The organism is Sporofaciens sp. JLR.KK001, from assembly GCF_036941055.1.
Classification (GTDB): Bacteria; Bacillota; Clostridia; order Lachnospirales; family Lachnospiraceae; genus Sporofaciens.
Genome location: NZ_JAYMNO010000003.1, coordinates 253,557 through 275,624, shown reverse-complemented (window position 1 = coordinate 275,624; position 22,068 = coordinate 253,557). Strand labels below are relative to the sequence as shown.

At 40.2% G+C, this 22,068-nt stretch carries 18 protein-coding genes; 7 read left to right on the top strand and 11 right to left on the bottom strand.

The genetic code is table 11. The features are described from left to right. Positions 1–369 precede the first annotated feature (369 nt). The 4 genes from VSQ62_RS31565 to VSQ62_RS31550 form a co-directional block, all read right to left on the bottom strand. The gene (locus VSQ62_RS31565) at positions 370–1,323 is read right to left on the bottom strand and encodes a hypothetical protein (protein ID WP_286082841.1); all 954 of its coding nucleotides are present in this window, start codon (positions 1,321–1,323) and stop codon (positions 370–372) included. A gap of 46 nt (positions 1,324–1,369) precedes the next feature. Beyond that, entirely contained in the window at positions 1,370–2,179 is an 810-nt protein-coding gene (locus tag VSQ62_RS31560; protein WP_286082840.1) for a DUF6094 domain-containing protein, read from the bottom strand. Continuing rightward, positions 2,172–2,453, bottom strand: coding sequence for a DUF6094 domain-containing protein (locus VSQ62_RS31555; protein WP_286082839.1), 282 nt, complete (start codon positions 2,451–2,453; stop codon positions 2,172–2,174). The genes VSQ62_RS31560 and VSQ62_RS31555 overlap by 8 nt, the downstream gene beginning before the upstream one ends. Before the next feature lie 227 nt (positions 2,454–2,680). Continuing rightward, positions 2,681–2,881: a YwbE family protein gene (locus VSQ62_RS31550; protein ID WP_016222315.1), complete on the bottom strand. Its 201-nt coding sequence runs from the start codon at positions 2,879–2,881 to the stop codon at positions 2,681–2,683. 142 nt (positions 2,882–3,023) lie between these two features. Here VSQ62_RS31550 and VSQ62_RS31545 point away from each other — a divergent pair, with 142 nt between their 5' ends. The 4 genes from VSQ62_RS31545 to VSQ62_RS31530 all read left to right on the top strand — a co-directional run bounded on the left by VSQ62_RS31545 (position 3,024) and on the right by VSQ62_RS31530 (position 11,445). After that, positions 3,024–4,484 carry a transposase gene (locus VSQ62_RS31545; protein WP_334633611.1) on the top strand — a complete coding sequence of 487 codons (1,461 nt, stop codon included), beginning with the start codon at positions 3,024–3,026 and terminating at the stop codon, positions 4,482–4,484. 247 nt (positions 4,485–4,731) lie between these two features. Next, positions 4,732–6,390, top strand: a complete 1,659-nt coding sequence (locus tag VSQ62_RS31540) for a hypothetical protein (RefSeq protein ID WP_016220719.1) — start codon at positions 4,732–4,734, stop codon at positions 6,388–6,390. 1,476 nt (positions 6,391–7,866) lie between these two features. Beyond that, positions 7,867–9,111, top strand: a complete 1,245-nt coding sequence (locus tag VSQ62_RS31535; protein ID WP_334638711.1) for a hypothetical protein — start codon at positions 7,867–7,869, stop codon at positions 9,109–9,111. Positions 9,112–9,957: 846 nt separating this feature from the next. Further along, positions 9,958–11,445, top strand: coding sequence for an IS4 family transposase (locus tag VSQ62_RS31530; RefSeq protein WP_334638710.1), 1,488 nt, complete (start codon positions 9,958–9,960; stop codon positions 11,443–11,445). Between the two features lie 136 nt (positions 11,446–11,581). Here VSQ62_RS31530 and dnaX read toward each other — a convergent pair whose 3' ends face one another. The 3 genes from dnaX to VSQ62_RS31515 all read right to left on the bottom strand — a co-directional run bounded on the left by dnaX (position 11,582) and on the right by VSQ62_RS31515 (position 14,973). Beyond that, a complete protein-coding gene (gene dnaX, locus VSQ62_RS31525) occupies positions 11,582–12,955 on the bottom strand; it encodes a DNA polymerase III subunit gamma/tau (RefSeq protein ID WP_160282085.1) in 1,374 nt (457 codons plus the stop codon). A 286-nt stretch (positions 12,956–13,241) separates the two neighbouring features. Continuing rightward, positions 13,242–13,865 carry a hypothetical protein gene (locus VSQ62_RS31520; protein WP_334638709.1) on the bottom strand — a complete coding sequence of 208 codons (624 nt, stop codon included), beginning with the start codon at positions 13,863–13,865 and terminating at the stop codon, positions 13,242–13,244. Beyond that, positions 13,834–14,973, bottom strand: coding sequence for a hypothetical protein (locus tag VSQ62_RS31515; RefSeq protein WP_334638708.1), 1,140 nt, complete (start codon positions 14,971–14,973; stop codon positions 13,834–13,836). Before VSQ62_RS31515 ends, VSQ62_RS31520 begins: the two co-directional genes overlap by 32 nt. 295 nt (positions 14,974–15,268) lie before the next feature. Between VSQ62_RS31515 and tnpA (VSQ62_RS31510) the strand changes: the two genes are divergently transcribed. Further along, entirely contained in the window at positions 15,269–15,697 is a 429-nt protein-coding gene (tnpA, locus tag VSQ62_RS31510; RefSeq protein ID WP_196813919.1) for an IS200/IS605 family transposase, read from the top strand. Between the two features lie 96 nt (positions 15,698–15,793). On the opposite strand, the gene VSQ62_RS31505 is transcribed toward tnpA (VSQ62_RS31510), so the two are convergent. The 3 genes from VSQ62_RS31505 to tnpA (VSQ62_RS31495) all read right to left on the bottom strand — a co-directional run bounded on the left by VSQ62_RS31505 (position 15,794) and on the right by tnpA (VSQ62_RS31495) (position 18,972). Next, positions 15,794–16,276, bottom strand: a complete 483-nt coding sequence (locus VSQ62_RS31505; RefSeq protein ID WP_334638707.1) for a hypothetical protein — start codon at positions 16,274–16,276, stop codon at positions 15,794–15,796. 522 nt (positions 16,277–16,798) lie between these two features. Then, positions 16,799–18,085 carry a transposase gene (locus VSQ62_RS31500; protein ID WP_334638706.1) on the bottom strand — a complete coding sequence of 429 codons (1,287 nt, stop codon included), beginning with the start codon at positions 18,083–18,085 and terminating at the stop codon, positions 16,799–16,801. Between the two features lie 452 nt (positions 18,086–18,537). Continuing rightward, positions 18,538–18,972 carry an IS200/IS605 family transposase gene (gene tnpA / locus VSQ62_RS31495; protein ID WP_334632532.1) on the bottom strand — a complete coding sequence of 145 codons (435 nt, stop codon included), beginning with the start codon at positions 18,970–18,972 and terminating at the stop codon, positions 18,538–18,540. Positions 18,973–19,374: 402 nt separating this feature from the next. On the opposite strand from tnpA (VSQ62_RS31495), the gene VSQ62_RS31490 reads away from it, so the two are divergent. Together VSQ62_RS31490 and VSQ62_RS31485 are read left to right on the top strand one after the other, a co-directional pair. Next, positions 19,375–20,223, top strand: coding sequence for a ParA family protein (locus VSQ62_RS31490; protein ID WP_016220713.1), 849 nt, complete (start codon positions 19,375–19,377; stop codon positions 20,221–20,223). After that, on the top strand, positions 20,224–21,270 hold the full coding sequence (locus VSQ62_RS31485; protein ID WP_334638705.1) for a ParB/RepB/Spo0J family partition protein: 1,047 nt from the start codon (positions 20,224–20,226) through the stop codon (positions 21,268–21,270). 39 nt (positions 21,271–21,309) lie between these two features. Here the strand turns inward: VSQ62_RS31485 and VSQ62_RS31480 are convergent, their stop codons facing one another. After that, the gene (locus VSQ62_RS31480; RefSeq protein ID WP_334638704.1) at positions 21,310–21,975 is read right to left on the bottom strand and encodes a DUF3854 domain-containing protein; all 666 of its coding nucleotides are present in this window, start codon (positions 21,973–21,975) and stop codon (positions 21,310–21,312) included. Positions 21,976–22,068 lie beyond the last annotated feature (93 nt).

The following is a 22,068-nucleotide window of genomic DNA, read 5'->3' as shown; positions in this document are numbered from 1 at the left end:
TATCCTTCACATGGAAGAACTAAAAAAATATTATCCCGAATTTTCTGCGCATCCTCTCCACTTATATAGGAAAATATTATCCCGAATTTTGTTTCTACTCGGCTTATATATTAAGGGGATTTTTCAAATATCGGGATAAGATACTTTTCGGTATAACTCTTATTATCCCGAATTCGGGATAATAAGAGTAAGATTCCCATATGGCTCGCCCTCCTCAAACAATGAAATTGCCAATGTCCTATTATATGCATAATATGTCGGCCAAACCTCTAACTTTTTCCCTGTCCGTAATTTTAAAAATCTACTCATTTTCATCTTCCTTCCTGTCATTTTTCGTAGAAACAAATCCCTCATTTACAGTCCAGTGACCTATTCATTTACCAGCATATCCAGATGCGCCGGACACATGATGATAACCCTGAACTTTATCAGCCTGCCGTCCGTATAAACCTCCTTTACGGTCTTTTCAGAATGCTTCCTAAGATACTCCTGGTTAAAAAAAGCCTCAGCAACCCCCAGCCCCTGAAGGGTCTTGCCTGCTCCCATGCTTTCAATGAGAAATGCATATTTCTTTTTTTTCAGACATTCAACCGCGCCGTTCACGACAGCCGCCTGCTGTGGGTATAAACTCTTGCCGATAAACGTAAGCTCTTCCACTTTATCCTTCATCGATGTCAATGGCTTCAGCAGTCTTTCCAGGTTATCAACCAGCGTATGCCCGTATTTGTTAAAATAATCGTCCATATCTGAGAAATCCAGTGGCCGCTGCTCCTGTTCTGAAATATGGATCTTTTTATCTGACAGACCCGCCTGCAGAATGGAAAGAAGCGCTTCATTTGTCATTTCTGAATGCCAGATTTCATACCCGTCAAACAGCCCTGTTTCCCCGATCACCTTCATCTCCGATATGTGTAAAAGCTTTTTTGCCATGGCTTCCTCTGTCACATACGGGATCCAGCGGCGCAGGATTGGAAATTCAAACTGGTTCATCAGATAGGCATACAACTGCTCTTCCCAGTTCTTTTTCTCAATAAAAAGGTATTCTCTACTGATAAGTCTTGACAGGCTCACACCCTGATACAGACACTCGCGTCCGTTTTGTATCTTTACTTGATAGTTATCCACCTCCGCTGCCGGCGGAAATGTCTCTATATACTTCCCATTCTCTATGATTGCAACAGATTCCGTCCCTAAGCCGATATTGGCACATAAACCCGCCACAGACATAAAATCTTCATTAAAGTTTGACAAGATCAGCAGTCTGCCGTCCGCCGCTACTGCATAATATAGATGGGTAATTATATTCCCTGCTGTTACATGCAAATTCTTTTCCTCCTCGTTAAAAAAAACAGGCTCCTGCCTGTTCTCCCTACAATCTGCGTATCATTCCACTATTTTCAATAATCTGGAAGCCAACCTTGGAAAATCGCTGAACTGCCTCTACCATTCTGCCATTCTCGTCCATCCGCATCTCACTTTCCTCTACATTTGTAACCATTCCTCTCTGCAGATGCAGGTCACTGGACGCTTCCGAACCCACAAGCCCCTGCCCGGCGCCGGATATTGCCATCAGATACATCTGTCCTGCATTTGGCATGATCGGGGGCCTGCTCAGGTTATCCGCAATAAATTTCTGCTGTGTTATCTTCTCTTTCACCAGATCATTAAGCGCACTCTTTCCCAGACATCTCTTTGCACGCTCGGCATTGAATTCTTTGTTTTTAAATTCTGCTATATCTTTTTTCTTAGATGGCAGCACTCTTATTTTCTTCCCGTCATACCCTGTCGGCAAAAGCGGGATTTTCTCCGGAGAGTCGATATCCATTTTTATCTTTGCCAGCTGCTCCCCATCTATTGGCCGCTTTTCTGCTTTCCTTCCAATCAGGACCACCTGCTTCCACTTTTTATACTCCTGTTCATGAAAACGGTAGCAGCATTCCGTGATAAAATTCGTGTGCCATGCCTTTAAAAACATAGGCTCGGCCATTACATAATAAGGAATGACAAAAACAAAGATGCCCTGTTCTCTCAGGCATGGTACGATTTTGTTGAAAAATCTCCATTCCAGCCTCTCCCCGTCTTCTTCCCCATAGGGCGGGTTCGCAAAGCAGAAGGAAAATGCGCCTTTTGTGATAACCGCATCTGTCAAAAAATTACCGTAGATACATTCATCAATCAATGGATGATTGATTGATTGCTATATCTGCTGTGGCCTCATTTAACTCTACCCCGAAAATATGTATATTTCCGTTGTTTCGGCGCCCCATGACCGTAATAATCGCATTTCCGTCACCGATAGCGGGCTCCAGGCCGCAGACTTCCTCATTTTCTGGGAAATCCAAAAGCCCGGCAATCCATTGGCAGTGTGCCGGGTCTGTATAATACGCCCCAAGCTTTGCCTGATTCATTCTTGTCTGAAAAAATGAATTCTGTTTCTTTACATGTTGCTCCATAAAAATATCCTCCTTTTATATGATTTCCTGACCGCAAAACGGGTAACAAAAAAGCACCCCGCAAGGTGCCCTTTTACTCTGTATGCATAGACCTGTTTCCAGGAATTCCCCCATCTTTCCAAATCTAAAGATTTCGGAATAAAACAAATCAGGTTTGTTCTAGTTTACCATTCTTTCCCTGAAACCGCAATTCTTTTTTCTGTTTAGATTCTCTTTGTTATCGTTTTTCACGGCTCCAGTATCTGCTGTACCCTGCCTACCTGCCCATCCTTTAACATGACCTTGATACCTCTGGTATGAACCGGCCGGTTAGTAAGTATCCTGTCCACGTACCCCTCTGTCAGCTTACCTGATTTCTGATCCTTCTTTAAAATGATTTTTACCCGGCTTCCCGGTCCGATATTCCCCCGATACATATGATTCTCCATATATCCACCTCCCTTTTGTTATCCATTTTACAGTAACTTCTCTCTTCTTACAACCAGGCACATCTGATTTATTTGTTCCATACTGATAGCTGCTGTCCAGCTCTGACGCTTAAAAAAAATTAATAAAAAAACCTCCCATTTTATGGGAAGATGCGCGATAATAGAAGTAACCAAACAACTATTTTTTCGCACCACCATAAAAGAGAGGAGGTTTTACTATGAAGCAAGAATAAAAATCAGAAGAAAAGAGGTTAGGGAACACCTGGAACAGTTGAACCTTGCATGTGAATTAGCCAAGCTAATCCGGCATTTTTTCCCAGATCTTTTACCCCTGTTAAAACAGATTCCAGATCCCAGAAACCAGAGCTATATTACCTATCCTGCTGTGTTACTTCTTATGACCCGTATCCTTTCTTCTCTATTTTACATCAGCAGTATGAGGAAAACAAGTGAAGAATTCAATTCCAGTGAAATGATCAAAAACATCTGGCATCTATCCGGGGAGGAACAGACCGTGGAGGAGCTTCCCTACTGGGAAACCATCAACCGGTATCTGGAAAAAGTAGATCCGGAAAAATTGCAGGACATCTTAAACCGCCTTTGCAGCAGGCTTCTTTGCAGCCGGGCTTTTGAAAATATGCGAATCAGGGGCAAGTACTGGCAGGTGATCATAGATGGAACGCAGCTTTGCAGCAGCCGGAGGGAACTGGATGGGAAAAGCCTGCACCGGACCCATAACAAGGGGACGGAAAAAGAGTATCAGGAGAACTATTATTATGTGCTGGAAGCAAAGCTGGTACTGCATCCGAAAATCCTGATCAGTATTCAGACGGAATTTGTGGATAATGAAGAGGGAAAAGAAATGGAGAAACAGGACTGTGAAAGGAAGGCCTGCTGGCGTTTAATGGAAAAGCTGAAAAAAGCGTTTCCAAGGTTGCCGATCTGCCTGTGCGGGGACAGTCTGTATGCCTGTGAAGGTTTCTTTGAGAGATGCAAAGGAAAAAACTGGCGGTATATCCTGCGGTATAAGGAGGGGAGCATCCCGAGCATTGGGGAAGAATACAGAGAACTGAAAGAAATGGAGAAGAATTACCAGGAGCGCGAAACACAGACTGGGAAGGAATGGTATGATTACGTGACAGATATAGATTATAAAGGACATCAGGTAAATCTGGCAGAGTATGGAGAAAGCGGGGAGCATATCTGCAAAAAGGGCAGGAAAAAGGGAAAAGCAGAAACGATCCGGAAAGAATTCTGGTTTCTCACAGATCTGCCAATCACCAGAAAAAATGTGGCAGGACTGGTGGAGCGCGGAAGGATGAGATGGAGAATCGAGAATGATGGGTTTAACGCGCAGAAAAGGCAGGGATACCATCTGGAACACCAGTACAGCAGGAATTATCAGGCACTGAAAAACCATTATTATCTGATCCAGATTGGGCACATGATCAGCCAGATCATGGAGGCTTGGGAAAAAATATGGAAAAAGGTAAAGCAGAGTAGGGAGCAAAAGCACAGGAGGATACTGGAATCCATGAAAGAGACTCCATTGAGAGAATACAAGGAAGAGATCGCTAAAAAGATACAAATACGGTTGATATAGAGGACCATGTGGAAAGGTGGTGAAGGAGCAGATAACAACAAAAGTTAAAAAAGCAGAATACAGGGATTTTATGGCTTAAATAAGATTGCGTTGATAAAGCAAAATGAGAAAATAAAATCCAATGTACTCTGAGAGTGTAAGTATAAATTTAAGCGTCAGAGCTGGCTGCTGTCGGAAAAGTTTGCATATTTTTTCCCTTTATAATATAATAAGAAAATAGACGCTTGCTGTTACGGAGGTGAATAAGATGTCAGATATGATAGATAGCAACCAATATGAGAAATATGAAAAGATAGCATTATTCATCCAGCCAAATATCCACAAAAACCTGATTGCCACTTATGAGAAGTATATCAGGGGTAAAAAGCCAGAGTTATATATAGATGAAAACTACATCAAAACCACAAAACCTTTATCCAGGGCATCAGATACGGAGCCTTCTTCCCAGGACAAAAAAGATTCCCGCAGAAAGTCCGTATCACTGGAGGATATTATCACCGTCTGTACATATATTGCACTTTCCAAGGAAAATATTGAGCAGTCGATTCGTACCTACCGCGAGAACCGGCGCGTATATAAAAGGAACTGGTTCAACAGTATCAAGGAAGAAATGGGGCCTCCAGAGAAAATGAGGCCAAAAAATCCCCGGTTATTGAGAAAATATGCGGAATCCACGTCATTAATCAATAATATGGACCGTTCACAGGATGATGACCGGACCATTGAGGAGATCATGCTCGACAAGTACAATGAAATTGACAACTGGCGTTCCGATACGACCGCTCCTATTACAGATTTTTCTTTTACGGCACAGAAGCCGACCAAGACCCTGGCCAACGCTTTCATCAATGACATCACTTTCGAGTCCCTTCTAATTATAAAGGATGCCTTTGGCGGATCGATTGAAGGCTTTAATACAAAATACCCCACCGAATTCAACGAGCATCCACTATTCTCGTTCCGAAGCACGGTAATGGATTTCGAGCCGCAACTGTTAGAAAATGAACTTACTTTTTTCAACCAGTACAGCTATAAGGACGAAGACAAAGGGATAGAAGGCGATATTACAGTAAAATATAATCCGGACGTGGATCTTCCAAGTACAGTCACGGAAAAAAATCTCTCTAAGATTATGAAAGAGTTCCAGATTAACCTGAAACAGCGGGAACTGGATATGAAAGACCGCGAGATTATGACGCAGCTCTTTAATCTGATCAATGGAGAAACGCTTTCAACCCAGCACATCCGGGTTGATTTAAGGGAATTTACAAGAAGGGTTTTCAATATCCGGGTCCCAAAGAAAAAGCACTATGAAGACATTGGAAACCGGCTGGAAAAACTGAAAAACTATGATTATACGATTACTGTGCGGAGCCGGGAGACCGGTGAACTTATTGAAACAACATCCCTTGGATTGCTGAATTACCTGTACATCAACTTCCAGGAGAATTATTTTCAATACACCCCTTCTGAGCAGTGGATCCGCACCTATGTCCAGAAAAAGTACATCAATATTTTAACAGACTCCTATAAAAGTGTTGACTCTCCGCAGACAAAGGGTATCATGATGATCCTTCAGCAGGAGCGCCTTACGGAATATGCCAAGAACTCCTATACCAAGACCCTTCCGCTGAATTATTTCCGCCTTCACATGAAGCTTCAGAAAATCGGAAACGCTGCCCTGGTCAAAGAGCTGACAAACCATATGTCCATTTTGAAATCAGAGCAGATTGTAATTAAAGATTTTGAGTTTATCAATAAAAACTCTGCTGTTACAATCCAGTTCCTCCCACTGGACTCCAAAGAACTGATTGCTTATGAGTTTAATACAAAAGCGCTTGATGATCCTTCAAAGATTATTGATGTAGAATGTGTCGATATCACAAAAACCGCAGGAGCAGATTAAGCTTTCTGCGGTTTCTTGCCCTTAAAACTTTGTCGCTATCTCAATCCGGAACTTTGTCTCCATCTTCCATCACCTATACCGCATATCTCGATTTTGTCGTTATCTTTTGCTGATATACCCCTCATTTTATCATTTAGTCCGCTTTTTTGGGTGCACTTTTTATCTCTATATGCTCCGATTCATCATTTAGTCCGTTTTTGAGGGTATGTTTTTCTGCTACTCTTTATACCAAACTTACTTTTAGTCCGCTTTTTACGGCATATTTTTTCAGTCTGTACACATTCCCGGTTTCTATTTAGTCCGCTAATCCGGGTGCATTTTTCATGAATCTGTATCCCTGCCCCTTTATTTAGTCCACTTTTTCAAGCTCATTTTTTCTATCCATTCCGTTCTCGTTCCCCCATTTAGTCCGCTTTTTCAGGTGTTCTTTTTCACGGAAGGCTGCCGCCATCTGCACCGGATATCACAACAACTGCCGCCATTTAAATACAAATTTTAATTTTGTCGCTATCTTTATCATTCTGTACCAAAAAAATTGATTTTGTCGCTATCTTTTTGTTTCAGATAGCAGATCCATTAAGTTTGTCGCTATCTTTCCCACGATTCAACCTACAAAAGATGAATTTAGTCCGCTTTTTTAGGTATTTTTTTCTATTTTTTTTCATTTAGTCCGCTTTTTAAGGGTACTTTTTTCTTTCAAATTTATTCAGTCCGTTATTTGGGGTGTATTTTTTCTGATTTTTTTATTTAGTCCGTTTTAAAGGGTACACTTTTTTCATTGTATGATTTCCCCCAAAAAATATATCTTTCCCCCAATACAGATCCTTTGAGGAAAATTTGAGAACTCAGCCATGATTCCTGTTAAAATCTTCTATTTAGTCCGTTTTTTGCGGCTTCTTTTTTATAATCTGTCATGATTTCCCAATTTAGTCCATAAAAAATGGCTCATTTTTATAAAAAATTTTTTTCACTTTTTTTCTAAAAAGTCCCGAATCCTTAAAAACCCCGTAAAATCAAGGCTTTTCCGCATTTTCCCATTTTCTTGTATCATAAATTCGCAGAAAAAATATATTTAAAATCCCCTTTAAACACATAGTTTTTTCAATTTAGTCCGCTTTTTCGGGTGCGACTTTTTGATTTTACAAATCCCAAAATATGTAGTATATTTAGAATGTTGATAAAAAAATGTGAATAACTTTGTGAAATTTGGCGGTTTCAAAAAAGTTATTCACATCGAATATAAAATATACTTACAGTAGCTTTTCTTGGCGGTTTAGCTACTACTACAATATCAATCAGAGATCAATCATATATACTGCTATTGACCAATGGCTGATACTGCATTAATATTATAGACTATTCTTTCTCTATTTTCAAGTATTATTGCCGAATCAGTCAATATTGGGTGTTTTTGTGGTACAGACATATATTTTTATTGTTTGTCCTGAATCAATATTCTGACATGAGGTGATTAGCTTGGAATTATCAAAATATGCACGGATCGGTAAAGCTCCTTTTATCAAAGCAATCGGAATTCAGAAAAACCATAAAGAAGTCATCTATACAGAAAGCCAGGAACTGGATTATGCAGCGTCTGGCTGTTTTGCGTGCGATAATTACAAGAACATTGATTTTTATGAGTTTATGCCGGAGGAGGTTCAGAAAGAAGCCAAGAACCGTTGTAAGAACTGCCCCTGTGCCGTTTACAAAACAGTTGTACATGAAACGTGTAAAAGCGTGAACGAGAAAAATATTTTTGGAAATGCCAAAAGGTTAAAATCCATAGCCTTAAAGCTGCTGCTCATCTATCATTTTGCCAGTCCTGATGAGCATGGCTTAGTGCGCGGCCTTTCCCCCAGAGAGCTGGCCGGCATGCTTGATTGCACCGTCCGTTCCGTTAAAAATGCTAATTCTGTATTGCAGGAATATGGATATATTATGTGTTCATCTGATGGACTTTCTAAAAAAAGGATCCAGGTCATCCTGACTGAATATGAAACATATTCTCTTCCTGCTGATAAAGGCGGCCGGGGATATGCCACATTTAATTATGAATGTCTGGAGAAGCTGATTCAGATTACAGACCTGAACCAGCTCCGGATTTTTCTGCGCGCTGCTTTAGATATTGATACGAACCGTAATCCGGAAAAAGAACTGACTGTCACGCAGGATTATGATTTCCTGCGCCGTTTTCTTCCTAACTACTGTAAGCCAGGAATCATACGGCATGCTTTATCTTCTGTTTCGGAGCTTTTTTCGGTCGCTTTTGACGGTGACGAAGAACATATCCATTTAAAAATGAATCCCCTCTGCCATGGCCGCAGGAATTATGATAAGAATGTTGCACAGAATACTTCCCTTATAAAAGATTACATTTCCAGCCTCGATAAAGCAATGGACTGCATAAACCAGAGTATCCTTACAAAAATCCGGCCCGACGAGGCTGACGCATCCTTTTTGGCCCAGGAGGGAATTCTGACCAAAACTCTGACAAAGCTGGATAAATCCTTATTTGTTCCTTTCCACTTATCCGCAAAGGAATATAAGGACTTAGGGGTTCTCTGCACTACATATACATTTGATGCAGTCAAAAACTGTATCGGTTATGTTTATGAAAATTATAACTCACAGTTTAAAGTCACAAGCATAGGCGCCCTTATACGGACCATTCTCCACGATAAGAATAACCGGCAGGAATCTTCATTATTCCAGACGGCATAATGGGTCTTTTTGTTGTGCCCTTTTTTATTTCCAGCCAGTGATTCCCCTTCTTTTAGCCGGAAAATCAATAAATCTATTCCATTTTTGAAAGGATAACTTTACCTTACCATATAAAAACTATTTTGCGATTCATCCATATCTATTGTTTTGGGAACAAAATGGAAAATTTTCATCCACAAGTGAAAAATATCATCCTTCTGCGAAAATTTTCATCTACATTATAAAAAAATCTTCCACAGAGGCATACTTTCATCCACACTGGAAGTTTCTCATCCGTCTATATTTCCATTTTCCCTTGTAAATACGGGGTTTTTCATATTCAGCATTTATCAATTATATATATAACTATATATGAATTATATTATGATAAATATATATATAAGGTTTTACTCCCCTCCCCATACATATATCCACAGAATAATCTTATCAGATCCATAGAACGATTTTAGTATAACACGTTTTTACATTAATTTATAGTTTATTTTCAGAATACCCCATAATCATAGATGAGGTATTCTGAACTACTTAACGTATATATTCGATTTTACAAAAAAACAACCCACAGACATCTATATATTTTGCTGCAATCACGTATACAGGATACAGATTTGTCTTAAAAGAATAGGAATCAGACGTTCTTTCACAGCATTCCAGAATTGTTGCAAATAAGAAATGTTTTCTCTTCGCATTCTTATATTTCCATTTATAGTAACTCATACTTCGCAACCTGAATTTGTGCTGTGTTAGTTGAAAATACAGAGAAAATCAAAAATAAAAAGGTATAAGCACTCTGTTTTTGTTATAATGGAATTAGCCGAAAACCATTTAAAAACGGAGGCTTATACCATGAATAGCATAGCAGAAATCTTTGATAATAGCAAACAACTCTTAGATAGTATTGAAAATTTTTTTGATAAGTACATTGGTCGTCCCCTTCTTAGGAAATGTGGTGTCATAAAAATGGTCGATGACATTTTTGTCAACAGCGGGATGACATACTTTGATAACCCGATTTCCCGTCTGCTGGGTGATCTGAAACAATCACCCGTCCTTGAGAAAGTTGTGAGTGCCAAGGATCTGCTTATCGACAAACTTCTCGTGTGTTTTGCCCCTGCAAGTGCGTATCTGATGTTTAAGACGGACACATTCTTCCGGGATTATAAGCAAGACACATTTTACCGTTTTGATAAGCTTCCCGGAGCTAACTGGGAAAGGCTGCAATTGGAAACAGCAAAAAATGTCATTTTAGATATAGAGTCACAGACCACAGACAAACATATCAATGCTCTGATTTTTGATGATTCTTTATATGCGCGGACCGGCGGAAAGGGAACCGAATTATGTGCCAGGGTTTTTGACCATAATGATCATAAGACCCGTCTTGGATACCGCATGATGACTGGTGGATGGACAAATGGAGAGACATTCATTCCTTTTGCACAGTCCCTTTTGTCAACGCGCGATGAGAAACAAATGGTTGGACCCAATGTCCGAATCGATTGCCGTACACTACGCGGAAAGCGCCGGGCAATGGCAAAAACAAAGGGAACCCTTGTTGTCCAACATATGGTAAAGCAGGCACACAAAGCAGGGATACCATTCGATTATGTCCTGTTTGACACATGGTTTTCCAGTCCATCCCAGCTGGCTGCGCTCAAGGGGATAGGAACAGATGTCATAGCGATGATCAAAAAGAACAGCACGAAATATATCTGGAGAGATCCCGCAACAGGCGAGGAGAAAAAACTGAATGTAAAAGAAATCTACAGCAGGAACAAAAAGCGCAGGGGGCGTTCCAGATACCTCCTGTCTGTAGATATTATCATTCCTGACAGTACCGGGAATGCCATGAAGGCAAAACTGGTCTACGTACGGAATCACAGCAACCGCAAGGACTGGGTATGCTTTGTATGCACTGACATGACCTTAGATGAAGAGAAAATCCTCCGTGCGTACACGATGCGCTGGAAAATTGAAACCTATTTTAAAATGTCAAAGAGCTATTTAAAACTTCGTACGGAATGCCACAGTACAAGCTATGATGCCATTACTTCACATATGGTAATCGTTGCAATACGGTACATGATACTGGCAATTGAGCGTTTCCAAAATACAGATAACAGAAGTCTGGAAGAACTGTTTTATGAGGTACAGCGGGATATCATAAATGAAATGATGGACTGTGCAATCATTCTCATTTTGGACATCATGCTGCAGAGTGTGAAACAGCATTTCAAAGCTTCGGATGAACAGATCAACGGACTGCTCTGTACATTTATCGGCAATCTCCCCACACCGTGGAGAGAACGCTTTACTATGCCCAATGCGGCATAAAGCTATTTTATTTTTACTATTGCAAGGCTTATAAAATCGTAATGATAAGCAGTTTTAGGTTGCGAAGTATGAGTAGTAACCTGTCTGGGAAAATATATAGCTATAATCATACCATACAGCAGGAAGATTGGCAGAGTTAAAGATGACCTCCGAGTAAGCTTAGTATATAATCATCCATTCCGTCATCGGTCTCTTCCTTCACATCCTGTGCCGGAACCAGGCCGGCCTGCTCATTTTCAAATGTTTCTGTGTCAACTGTAAATGGATTTTCATCCATGTCTGAGCCTGTATGAAAACTGTCATCGGAATCATTGACGATGTTATCGTTTAATTCAATTTTGTCGGAATCTTCTTTATGCACAGAACCGCATTCATGACTGAGTATTTTTTCCTCCAAAACACTGATTCGTTGAAGCAACACTGCTGTGTCACTTTGAGGGAGTTTTATGTTGCAACATTTTATCAGGTATACAAGGACGTCCATATAAGGATTCAGACTGTTCCTTATTTTTTCACGAAGAATACTGAATTGCTCCACATACCAGAATAATATTTCAATTTGGCAGGAACTAATTATTTCATACAGTGCATCCTGATATTCTTTTGTATTATATAAAGCTGCAGTTCCAGATGATGCAGAAAGAACGATCCCATCCGTACAGCATTGGAGTATATGATCGACCAGCTGCACCAAATTTTTCCCTTCTTCGCAGATTCTCTGAAGCAAGAGGATTGCCTGCCTGCCGTCACCATTTACAAGCGAACGCATGATCTGCAAAGCAACCTCGCTATCCATAAGGCAAAGGGATTTCATCACATGCTCTACTGTTACTTTTTCACAGGAGATCATTAGCTTTTCTGTGATACTGAGGGCATCCCTCATAGACCCGTCAGCCTGTTTTGCGATCAGCTTTATGGCATCATCCTCATACTGTTTTCCCATTTCAGTTAAAACGAAGGACAGTCTGCCGCAGATGACATCAATTGATATAGTCCGGAACTGGTAAATAGAACATCTGGAACGTATAGTTGCAGGAATTTTATGCATTTCTGTCGTACAGAGTATGAACAGACAATGTTCCGGCGGTTCCTCGATTGTTTTCAGGAGTGCGTCAAATGCAGCTGCTGAAAGATTATGTACTTCATCTATGATATATATCTTTTTCGGCAATATGGTAGGCATATACTGGGCTGATACAATAAGTTCCTTTATGTCTGTAATAGAGTTATGCGATGCCGCATCCATTTCAATACAGTCTAATGTTTTTCCTTCCAGAATCGACCTGCAGTTTTTGCATTGATTGCAGGGACCGTTTTCACTTGGGGCCTCACAGCATACTGTTCTTGCAAGGATACGTGCAATGGTCGTCTTTCCTGTTCCCCTGTGGCCTGCAAAAAGATAGGCAGAATCAAATTTTTTTGTTTTACACTGTTCTTTCAGCGTTAAGATATTATTTTCCTGCCCTACTACTTCTTTGAATGTTTGCGGCCTGTATGTTGAGTATAACATAAAATTCCTCCTACTTGTAGGTTCGTTTTAGACAAATATAAATAGTTATTGAGTTTTGAAACGTATACTGCCCCACTTTTCTGTTGGTTTTCTGTCATATAAAATTCCATACTACTGATCTGCAAATAAGATGTGTATGCAAGGTTCAATATTAATGCTTCCCGGTTCATAGCCTTCCATCTTTCCTTTTTATAAGCTGTTTGGATCACATTATAAAGAAGATTTTTATCTTCTGTCGAAATATGGTGTTTCATTTCTTTTATATATGATTCAATGATCTGTATGCTTAGGATATCTTTAGGGAGCCAGTGATTAGCAAGTCTTCCTGATATGGAATCTTGAGGTCCGGATGGTATGCGTACATCTTTTGTGAACGTATAATCTGGATTGCAATGCTTGTGACAGATACGGTCTGGACGAGCAGGGCGCCGTTATATGCGCCCGAACAGGTCAGGCCGGCAGGAGTTTCAGCCAGCCTGTTTTTTTGACCTTTCAATACCAGATTTAATAGTTCCCGGAAGGGGGCATGTGTGACTAAACTGCTCTGTTTATCTAGCAGGTTTAAATAATGTTCTTTTTCCAGCTCATTTAAACCGTCAATAAAGCTGCTGAGTGAATACTCGGTTACAGGGCTTATTTTTTGAATTGTGAACTCTAACTGGTTCTTGTAGTTTTTTAGCACCTCGCCCCATATTTTGATGACTTTGCCTTTAAAATGAAGGTATCTCTCGTCTATATTATTTTCCCATATCCGTCCGTAGATAACGCCGGTTTTATCCTGGAGTTTCAGGAACAGATATGGGATTCCATTTCCTTCTGTATAGCTTAAGGCAATTTCTTTTAGATAAAACTCTTCTTCCAGTTCTTCTGCCAGATGTTCAGACAGATGCGAAATGTAGATTTTTTTCATATACATCTTCTCCCGTTTTATAAGATATATTTTTCATTCTGTCTAATAAGTTTGTATAATATTCCCCAATCATACTGTTTAGGATTTTATCATCCGGGTAAGCGAAATAAGAGGTTTCTTCGGGCTTTAGAAGGGAACCGATAATGTGAAGATTGCGGAATAAATGTATTTCTCCACATCGTGCAAAAATCTCACACTTTCTTAGAAAATAGTTAAGATTATATTTCCCCTTTTTTGGCAGAATTTCCTTTCCCTCCTCGCGTTCTTTTTCCACAGAAGATATCAGAAGCTGCTGGTATTGCAGTGCCACCTGGTCAAATTCATATTTCATGGACAGGTCGCCGAGCATATCATCAAGCATATGAAAATATTCATGGATAAAAGATGTTGGATGCCTGAAATCAACTACCATAGTATCAATGGAGGGATAATACAGACCAGTTGCATGGTGTTTCCCAAGTTTCCGAAAGCGCAGAGCAACGTTTTTGCTTATATAGCCATTGAAAATATTCTGGTTTAATTTCTTGAATTCTTCCGTTATGGAATCAACCAGATTCGGGTCTACATCTTCGTCAAATTCGATAAAGCCGAAATATGTGTTTAATTCTGAGGATTTCATTTTATGTACGACATGCTTTGGAATATTTTTCTTGGTTTGGTAGGCACGTGCGACTATCCTTTTTAGTTCATTTCGATGTTTTTCTTCCTCTGCAAGATCATGTATGTTTGCGATATAGTGCCTTAATGTCATGAATATGTATTCTCTGTAATAGTAAGGCAGGTCTATCATGGCAGATTTCCCGGAAACATTTAGTAAAATATCATAAGACAGATAGGAATCCCCATATACAAAAGAAAGTAGGTTAAACAGTTCGGAATGGCTTTTGAAATAATCCTTATAGAGTGTTGCCGGTTTGCTTTCGGAACCGGATGCTTTGATATAACAGTTATGTATTGTATCCTCCTGATAACCACAATCGATTAGATAGCTGGAAAACCATTTTGGCAGATCAGTCATATCCCATTTATAATTTTCCAATATCGATACCAAGTCACGAATCAGGTGCTTCATGGTATTTTCGATATCCGGATCATCAAAAGAATCCATTTTCAGCTGGTTAAGCCAGTTTATTCCGAACAAAGGATAAAAAAAGTTTTCGGCATGGTAAATATGGATGAAATGACGAGGATTTGATTTGTAATGATAGCTGCCATCAGAGAAACGTTTCCCAGGACTGCATGGAAGATAAAATGTTGTGTCTTTTATTTTAATGAAACATTCTAAATCCCCCAGCAGAGCTGGGGAGACTAGCAGACGCAAGTGGCGATAAACAGAGTACCAGAATATCCCCCGTTGTATAATAGGTGCAGGTCTGGCAAACCGCACAAAACACAACGGAGGTATATTCATGGACACTCAAAGTTTATCACATAGTCGCTATAATTGCACGTATCACATAGTATTTATCCCGAAATATCGTAGGAAAGTGATGTTTGGGGATTTGAGAAAAGAGGTAGGCGAAGCCATTAGCAAGGTATGCAAGATGGAAGGAGTCACAATTATCAAGGCAGCAACGCTGCCGGATCATGTGCATATGTACGTGTCGATTCCGCCCAAGGAGAGTGTGTCGAAGGTAGTGGGTAGGATTAAGGGGAAGAGTAGCCTTATGCTTTTCGACAGACATCCGGAGTATAGAGACCGGTATAACCGTCACTTCTGGGCAAGAGGGTATTATTGCGAGACAGTCGGTAATGTAAATGAAGAAACGATAACAAAGTATATCAAAGAGCAGTATGAGAGGGATCGACTGGAAGGAGAGCCCTCAAAGTAAGTACAACAGAGCCGCTTTTAAGCGGCCACCAGTAACATAATGAACAGGGTTTGTCAGACCGCCTTTAGGCGGAAACACAACAGGCCCCGGAGGGGCTTATCCAGGCCACCAGCAGAGCTGGTGGTTGAGCCGATGGCCGTGATTTGTTAAAATAATGTTCGACCGGCTGACATCCCTGGCCAATCCTTTTTCAAATAAGTTGGATGCAGATTCGATTTTGCAGCCATAGTTTTTATTAACAAAGTGCAATAAAAAAGGAATGCCTTTGCTACTTAGACATTCCTCCGTTTTTATTTCTTTTAGATTTTTTTTGATTTCTCTTTCTATAGCACTTTGTATTTGCTGCTTGGCTTTATATTCTTCCACATCAAGCCGGGGATATTTTAAATCGCACAACCTAACCGTTAGGTTATGAGTTTTAAAAACGACCCGTTCTTTTTTCTCCCTTGCTAATGATAATATTCTTTCCCCTTCTGACAAGTAATTCATGCAATCCTTATCTTCTTGACTTTCATTGGATTTATCTGGTTTATCCTCGATAAGTCCAAGCATAATAAATAGATTTGTTGTTTCGTTCATGTTTTCCTCCTTTTAAAATAAAAAAGACATCAATGGATGTCTGCCTACATAGTATATCAAAACTTATTTCACCTATCGCTAGGGATTGAAAGAAACGGAAAACCAAAGGTCATCCGGGATCAAAAAACAAGTTTTTTTAAGTATATCAATCATGTGTCAGATTGTCAATTCATATGTATGTCTGACAGCTCTGACGCTTAAATTTATACTTACACTCTCAGAGTACATTGGATTTTATTTTCTCATTTTGCTTTATCAACGCAATCTTATTTAAGCCATAAAATCCCTGTATTCTGCTTTTTTAACTTTTGTTGTTATCTGCTCCTTCACCACCTTTCCACATGGTCCTCTATATCAACCGTATTTGTATCTTTTTAGCGATCTCTTCCTTGTATTCTCTCAATGGAGTCTCTTTCATGGATTCCAGTATCCTCCTGTGCTTTTGCTCCCTACTCTGCTTTACCCTTTTCCATATTTTTTCCCAAGCCTCCATGATCTGGCTGATCATGTGCCCAATCTGGATCAGATAATAATGGTTTTCAGTGCCTGATAATTCCTGCTGTACTGGTGTTCCAGATGGTATCCCTGCCTTTTCTGCGCGTTAAACCCATCATTCTCGATTCTCCATCTCATCCTTCCGCGCTCCACCAGTCCTGCCACATTTTTTCTGGTGATTGGCAGATCTGTGAGAAACCAGAATTCTTTCCGGATCGTTTCTGCTTTTCCCTTTTTCCTGCCCTTTTTGCAGATATGCTCCCCGCTTTCTCCATACTCTGCCAGATTTACCTGATGTCCTTTATAATCTATATCTGTCACGTAATCATACCATTCCTTCCCAGTCTGTGTTTCGCGCTCCTGGTAATTCTTCTCCATTTCTTTCAGTTCTCTGTATTCTTCCCCAATGCTCGGGATGCTCCCCTCCTTATACCGCAGGATATACCGCCAGTTTTTTCCTTTGCATCTCTCAAAGAAACCTTCACAGGCATACAGACTGTCCCCGCACAGGCAGATCGGCAACCTTGGAAACGCTTTTTTCAGCTTTTCCATTAAACGCCAGCAGGCCTTCCTTTCACAGTCCTGTTTCTCCATTTCTTTTCCCTCTTCATTATCCACAAATTCCGTCTGAATACTGATCAGGATTTTCGGATGCAGTACCAGCTTTGCTTCCAGCACATAATAATAGTTCTCCTGATACTCTTTTTCCGTCCCCTTGTTATGGGTCCGGTGCAGGCTTTTCCCATCCAGTTCCCTCCGGCTGCTGCAAAGCTGCGTTCCATCTATGATCACCTGCCAGTACTTGCCCCTGATTCGCATATTTTCAAAAGCCCGGCTGCAAAGAAGCCTGCTGCAAAGGCGGTTTAAGATGTCCTGCAATTTTTCCGGATCTACTTTTTCCAGATACCGGTTGATGGTTTCCCAGTAGGGAAGCTCCTCCACGGTCTGTTCCTCCCCGGATAGATGCCAGATGTTTTTGATCATTTCACTGGAATTGAATTCTTCACTTGTTTTCCTCATACTGCTGATGTAAAATAGAGAAGAAAGGATACGGGTCATAAGAAGTAACACAGCAGGATAGGTAATATAGCTCTGGTTTCTGGGATCTGGAATCTGTTTTAACAGGGGTAAAAGATCTGGGAAAAAATGCCGGATTAGCTTGGCTAATTCACATGCAAGGTTCAACTGTTCCAGGTGTTCCCTAACCTCTTTTCTTCTGATTTTTATTCTTGCTTCATAGTAAAACCTCCTCTCTTTTATGGTGGTACGAAAAAATAGTTGTCTGGTTACTTCTATTATCGCGCATCTTCCCATAAAATGGGAGGTTTTTTTATTAATTTTTTTTTAAGCGTCAGAGCTGTATGTCTGAGAAAATATTTCGTTACGGTTCAGCTTTTTGATCCATTTATAGTTCGCTTCGCAAAGGGGTGGATTTTTTTGCTGTCACCCTAACGGTTAGGTTCTGTGTTTTATACGAAATGTGGTATGGCCCTATGGTCAGGGATAACAAAATGTTTTTTTAGAATGACCCTAACGGTTAGGTTTTATGATTCCGTAACTGCTTCAGAGTAGCTTTAAAAGCATGCGGAAATACAGACGGCTGGTAAATAAAATTATATAAAGAGATACAATGTATACAAAATACAGTATACAATAATAATATTAAACATAACTGAACCACTACCGGCTAAAGCCGGTAGGTTCGATTTGCTGCTAAAGCAGCCTGAAGTTGTCCGTGCTCTTCTTTATGCTTTTGTACTTTAATTTTATCCAATCTCGAAGTTATCTGATTTGTTTTTCTCCTGCAAATCCTGGTTTTTGATATACTCTCTGATGATTTCATCCGTCACATTTCCACTACTTGCCACAAAATATCCTCTTGCCCACAAATGCTGTCCCCAGAATTGCTTATTCAAATCCTTATATTCCATTTGCAACTTTCTGGATGTATTCCCTTTGATATATTGTACCAATTTGCTTGCAGACAAGTGCGGTGGAGCAGATACCAGCATATGGATATGGTCTGCTCCTACATGCCCTGCCAAAATTTCCACATCATTACTTTGACAGATGATTCGGATCAGTTCTCTTGTCCGTATTGCTATCTTCCCTGTAATCACAGGTTTCCTGTACTTTGTAATCCACACCAAATGATACTTAATGTCATACGTACAATGTGACGATTTTCTATAATGCTGCATATTCTTCACCTCAAGTTTAGTATCTCTATTTTTTCCCTTTTCTAAACTTGAAGATATAGGGTTGACCTAAAGGTTTCGCCTTAAGGCGAAGGTTTTAACCCCATTATACAGACAATAAAGTGAATAGAGTAATTATCAAAACCTAACCGTTAGGGTTTTGGCTTTTACCTGTTTAAACTCTCAGAAAATTAATTCGAGGAAAATGTCGGAATTTCTGATTTTATTTCTTCTGTGGTAAAGCCAGATAATTTAAATTGAAAAATATATTTTTAAAATCTATAAAATATTAATTTGTTCTTAAAGATAAAATTTAAGTTGAAATTATAATTCATATGTGTAATAATAAGAAAAGTAATAAAATATGAAACCTAACGGTTAGGTTGTGCAAAAGGAGGAAGCGGCGTGGCTATTGTAATAGGGGATTATAACAGAAAAGGGGGCGTGGGAAAGACCAGTTCTATCATCAACCTGGCAGCCGAATTTGCATTAGCGGGAAAAAGGGTTCTGCTGATTGACGGGGATTCCCAAATCAATCTGACTCAGTTCTTCTATGAAGACAATGAAGATATTCTGGAGAACGGAAGAGTAAAAGAGGGGATTGATACACTTTATAATTTGTTGGAGGAAGATCTGAATATTCATAATCATATCAGGACCTGTGAATTTTCCGCTCGCAGGAAATGGAGAAACAAATTCAGGAAAATCAATTTAAAACTGGATATTATTCTCGGAAGCGGAGATATGGATTATTACAGTGGAACCGACATGAATCTTCTGAAACGCAAACTTGATATGTTGGATGGATATTATGATTATATATTTATAGATTTTCCGCCCGCACATAATATGGTGACAATGACCTACCTGGTAGCCTGCGATTATGTAATTGTTCCTCTGCATCTCGCCAAGAACACCAGTACGCATGGATATGAAGACGTCATTGACAGGTGCCGCGAAGCGCGGGAGGAATATGGGAATAAGAGACTGCAGGTACTGGGGTTGTTTTATATAAGTACACAATTATATAAAGGGGATCAGAAAGCCTTATATGAATACAGCATGGAGGATGAAACAAGGACTTCCATGCGGCTGTTTCGGACAACGATCCGCCATGATTATTCGAGTATGCAGATTAGCGAGTGGGAGAAAAGGCCGCTTTGCATCAGCTGTGGAAGCAGTGAGATTGCAAAGGATTATAAAATGCTGATGAAGGAGATGGAGGAGAGAATTCAGGAAGAAAGGGGAATATAAATGGCAAAGAGGAGTTTGGCAAGCCAGGCGCTTACAAAACGTAATACGATGCAGAAAGCAGCAAGTAAATCAGAAGATTTCCAGAAGGAGATAACGGATGAAACGAATGTAAATGAACTTCCAGACGAAGTAAAAGAGAAGATAAGGTATCTGGAAGATAACATGCTGGAAGATGATCCTTATAATCTTGAAATATACGGTGAATCTGAAGTGGAAATGCTGTCCCGATCCATGAAGGATTATGGTTTCCAGGGGATCATTCTGGCATATCCGCATGAAGGGAAATACAGGATAGAATCCGGGCACCGCAGGAGAGAAGCAGGGCGGCTGGCCGGTATTGATAAATATCCGGTTCTGGTTACAGAAGCACCAAAAGAGGAATGGGAGCGAAGGATGCGGCTGTTTCTTGGCAATCTGCATGGCAGAAAGGAAAAGCCAATGATTCTGGCAAGACTTGCTCAGGGACTTTTTGAGGCCCATGAAATGGAGATTAAGCATAAGAAAAGGGAAGGGTTGCTCAAAGAAGGGGAGATAACGGCAATTAATGAACTGGTCGCTATTGACATGGAACTGGATATCAAATCCGTTGAAAAGTACCGGGCGCTTTTGAAGCTGATACCGGAGTTGCAGACAATGGCAGATTCGGAGATTTATTCCTGGTCCGGACTTTCCAGTGCAAGTACATTGAATGAAGAGAAGCAAAGAAGCCTTGCAGAGATGATACGGAAACAGACGGAAAAAGAAGGAGCTGAAAGTGTAAAAAAGGTTCGAATTTTAGAAATGATTAGTAATCTGAAATTAGAACAGCTTTCATCCGATGTGAAATCTGCTGTTGGAAGAAATGAAAAGCCAGAGCAAAAAACGGGTGTGCGCGTCAGGCGTAAAAACGGGACTAAAATAATCATGAAGTGTGCGAAGAGCCTCCATGAGGTATTAGATGAGGAGTCCTTAATCAAGGACAACGAAGTCTCGGTGGTCATCGAAACGCTGGAAGGGCTGAAAAAGAGCATTGATGAGAAGATTGATGCATTAAAAATGGAAACCTAACGGTTAGGGTCTGAGAGGATGGGTACACCATCCTCTATTTTAAACTGGAAATACCTGAGGCTTTACCCCAAGTACCAGAATGTCATCTAATCCTTTTCCGAAACCTGGATTCCAGCTGCCGATATACGTATGAAATGAATGATTTTTTAAAAGTGCTACTAATTTTTTTTCATGCCGATGGACATGCTCATTAACATTTTTATCGGCGTCATAGGCAACAACCGCACTCTTGCATCCCAGAGTTTTCAAAAAATCAAGAACGGATCTACCGGATTTGTCCGTTTTGGTTAATTTGGCATGTGAATTTACACCGGGAAGCGAGATTACAATGCAACGCAGAAAATAGTTTGCAACGATTGCTTTTTTCTCACCCTCTGTAATATAGCATACGCCAGGGTCATCTGTGGAAGGGTGAAAATAGAACCCGATATGGCTGCCGGCCCGGCAGCCATTAAGATATTCATTCGAAAGAATGTTATTGCTATCTTTTGAAGGGTAAAATGAAGAAAAGTTTTTATACTTATCCTTTTCCTTCCCTTTCTCATCTTTTCCTGGATGGTCGAGGCGCAGCCGGATACGGTACAACATTCCGTCAGTATCATAGATAGGTATCAGCATTCCGGGGTGTCCTGTGAAAGTCCATTGAAGATCAGCCTCCTGATAAAAACCAGGAACTCCCTTCAGAGTTTTGTGTTTTTTCAGCAAAAGCTGGCAAATCCTGTGCCGTTCCACATGGTCACTGTAGAACCCTTTGACGCTGTCAAACTTTCTTGGAAAAGACAGGGAACGTATAAAACT

Bases quoted from the DNA above. Each gene is read 5' to 3' on its own strand.
- VSQ62_RS31520 (WP_334638709.1), bottom strand. From the start codon at position 13,865: ATGAAAAAAATCTACATTTCGCATCTGTCTGAACATCTGGCAGAAGAA.
- tnpA (WP_334632532.1), bottom strand. From the start codon at position 18,972: ATGCAGCATTATAGAAAATCGTCACATTGTACGTATGACATTAAGTAT.
- VSQ62_RS31515 (WP_334638708.1), bottom strand. From the start codon at position 14,973: ATGGATTCTTTTGATGATCCGGATATCGAAAATACCATGAAGCACCTG.
- VSQ62_RS31540 (WP_016220719.1), top strand. From the start codon at position 4,732: ATGTCAGATATGATAGATAGCAACCAATATGAGAAATATGAAAAGATA.
- VSQ62_RS31545 (WP_334633611.1), top strand. From the start codon at position 3,024: ATGGGAAGATGCGCGATAATAGAAGTAACCAAACAACTATTTTTTCGC.
- VSQ62_RS31530 (WP_334638710.1), top strand. From the start codon at position 9,958: ATGAATAGCATAGCAGAAATCTTTGATAATAGCAAACAACTCTTAGAT.
- VSQ62_RS31500 (WP_334638706.1), bottom strand. From the start codon at position 18,085: ATGGGAAGATGCGCGATAATAGAAGTAACCAGACAACTATTTTTTCGT.
- VSQ62_RS31550 (WP_016222315.1), bottom strand. From the start codon at position 2,881: ATGGAGAATCATATGTATCGGGGGAATATCGGACCGGGAAGCCGGGTA.
- VSQ62_RS31485 (WP_334638705.1), top strand. From the start codon at position 20,224: ATGGCAAAGAGGAGTTTGGCAAGCCAGGCGCTTACAAAACGTAATACG.
- dnaX (WP_160282085.1), bottom strand. From the start codon at position 12,955: ATGTTATACTCAACATACAGGCCGCAAACATTCAAAGAAGTAGTAGGG.
- VSQ62_RS31505 (WP_334638707.1), bottom strand. From the start codon at position 16,276: ATGAACGAAACAACAAATCTATTTATTATGCTTGGACTTATCGAGGAT.
- VSQ62_RS31555 (WP_286082839.1), bottom strand. From the start codon at position 2,453: ATGGAGCAACATGTAAAGAAACAGAATTCATTTTTTCAGACAAGAATG.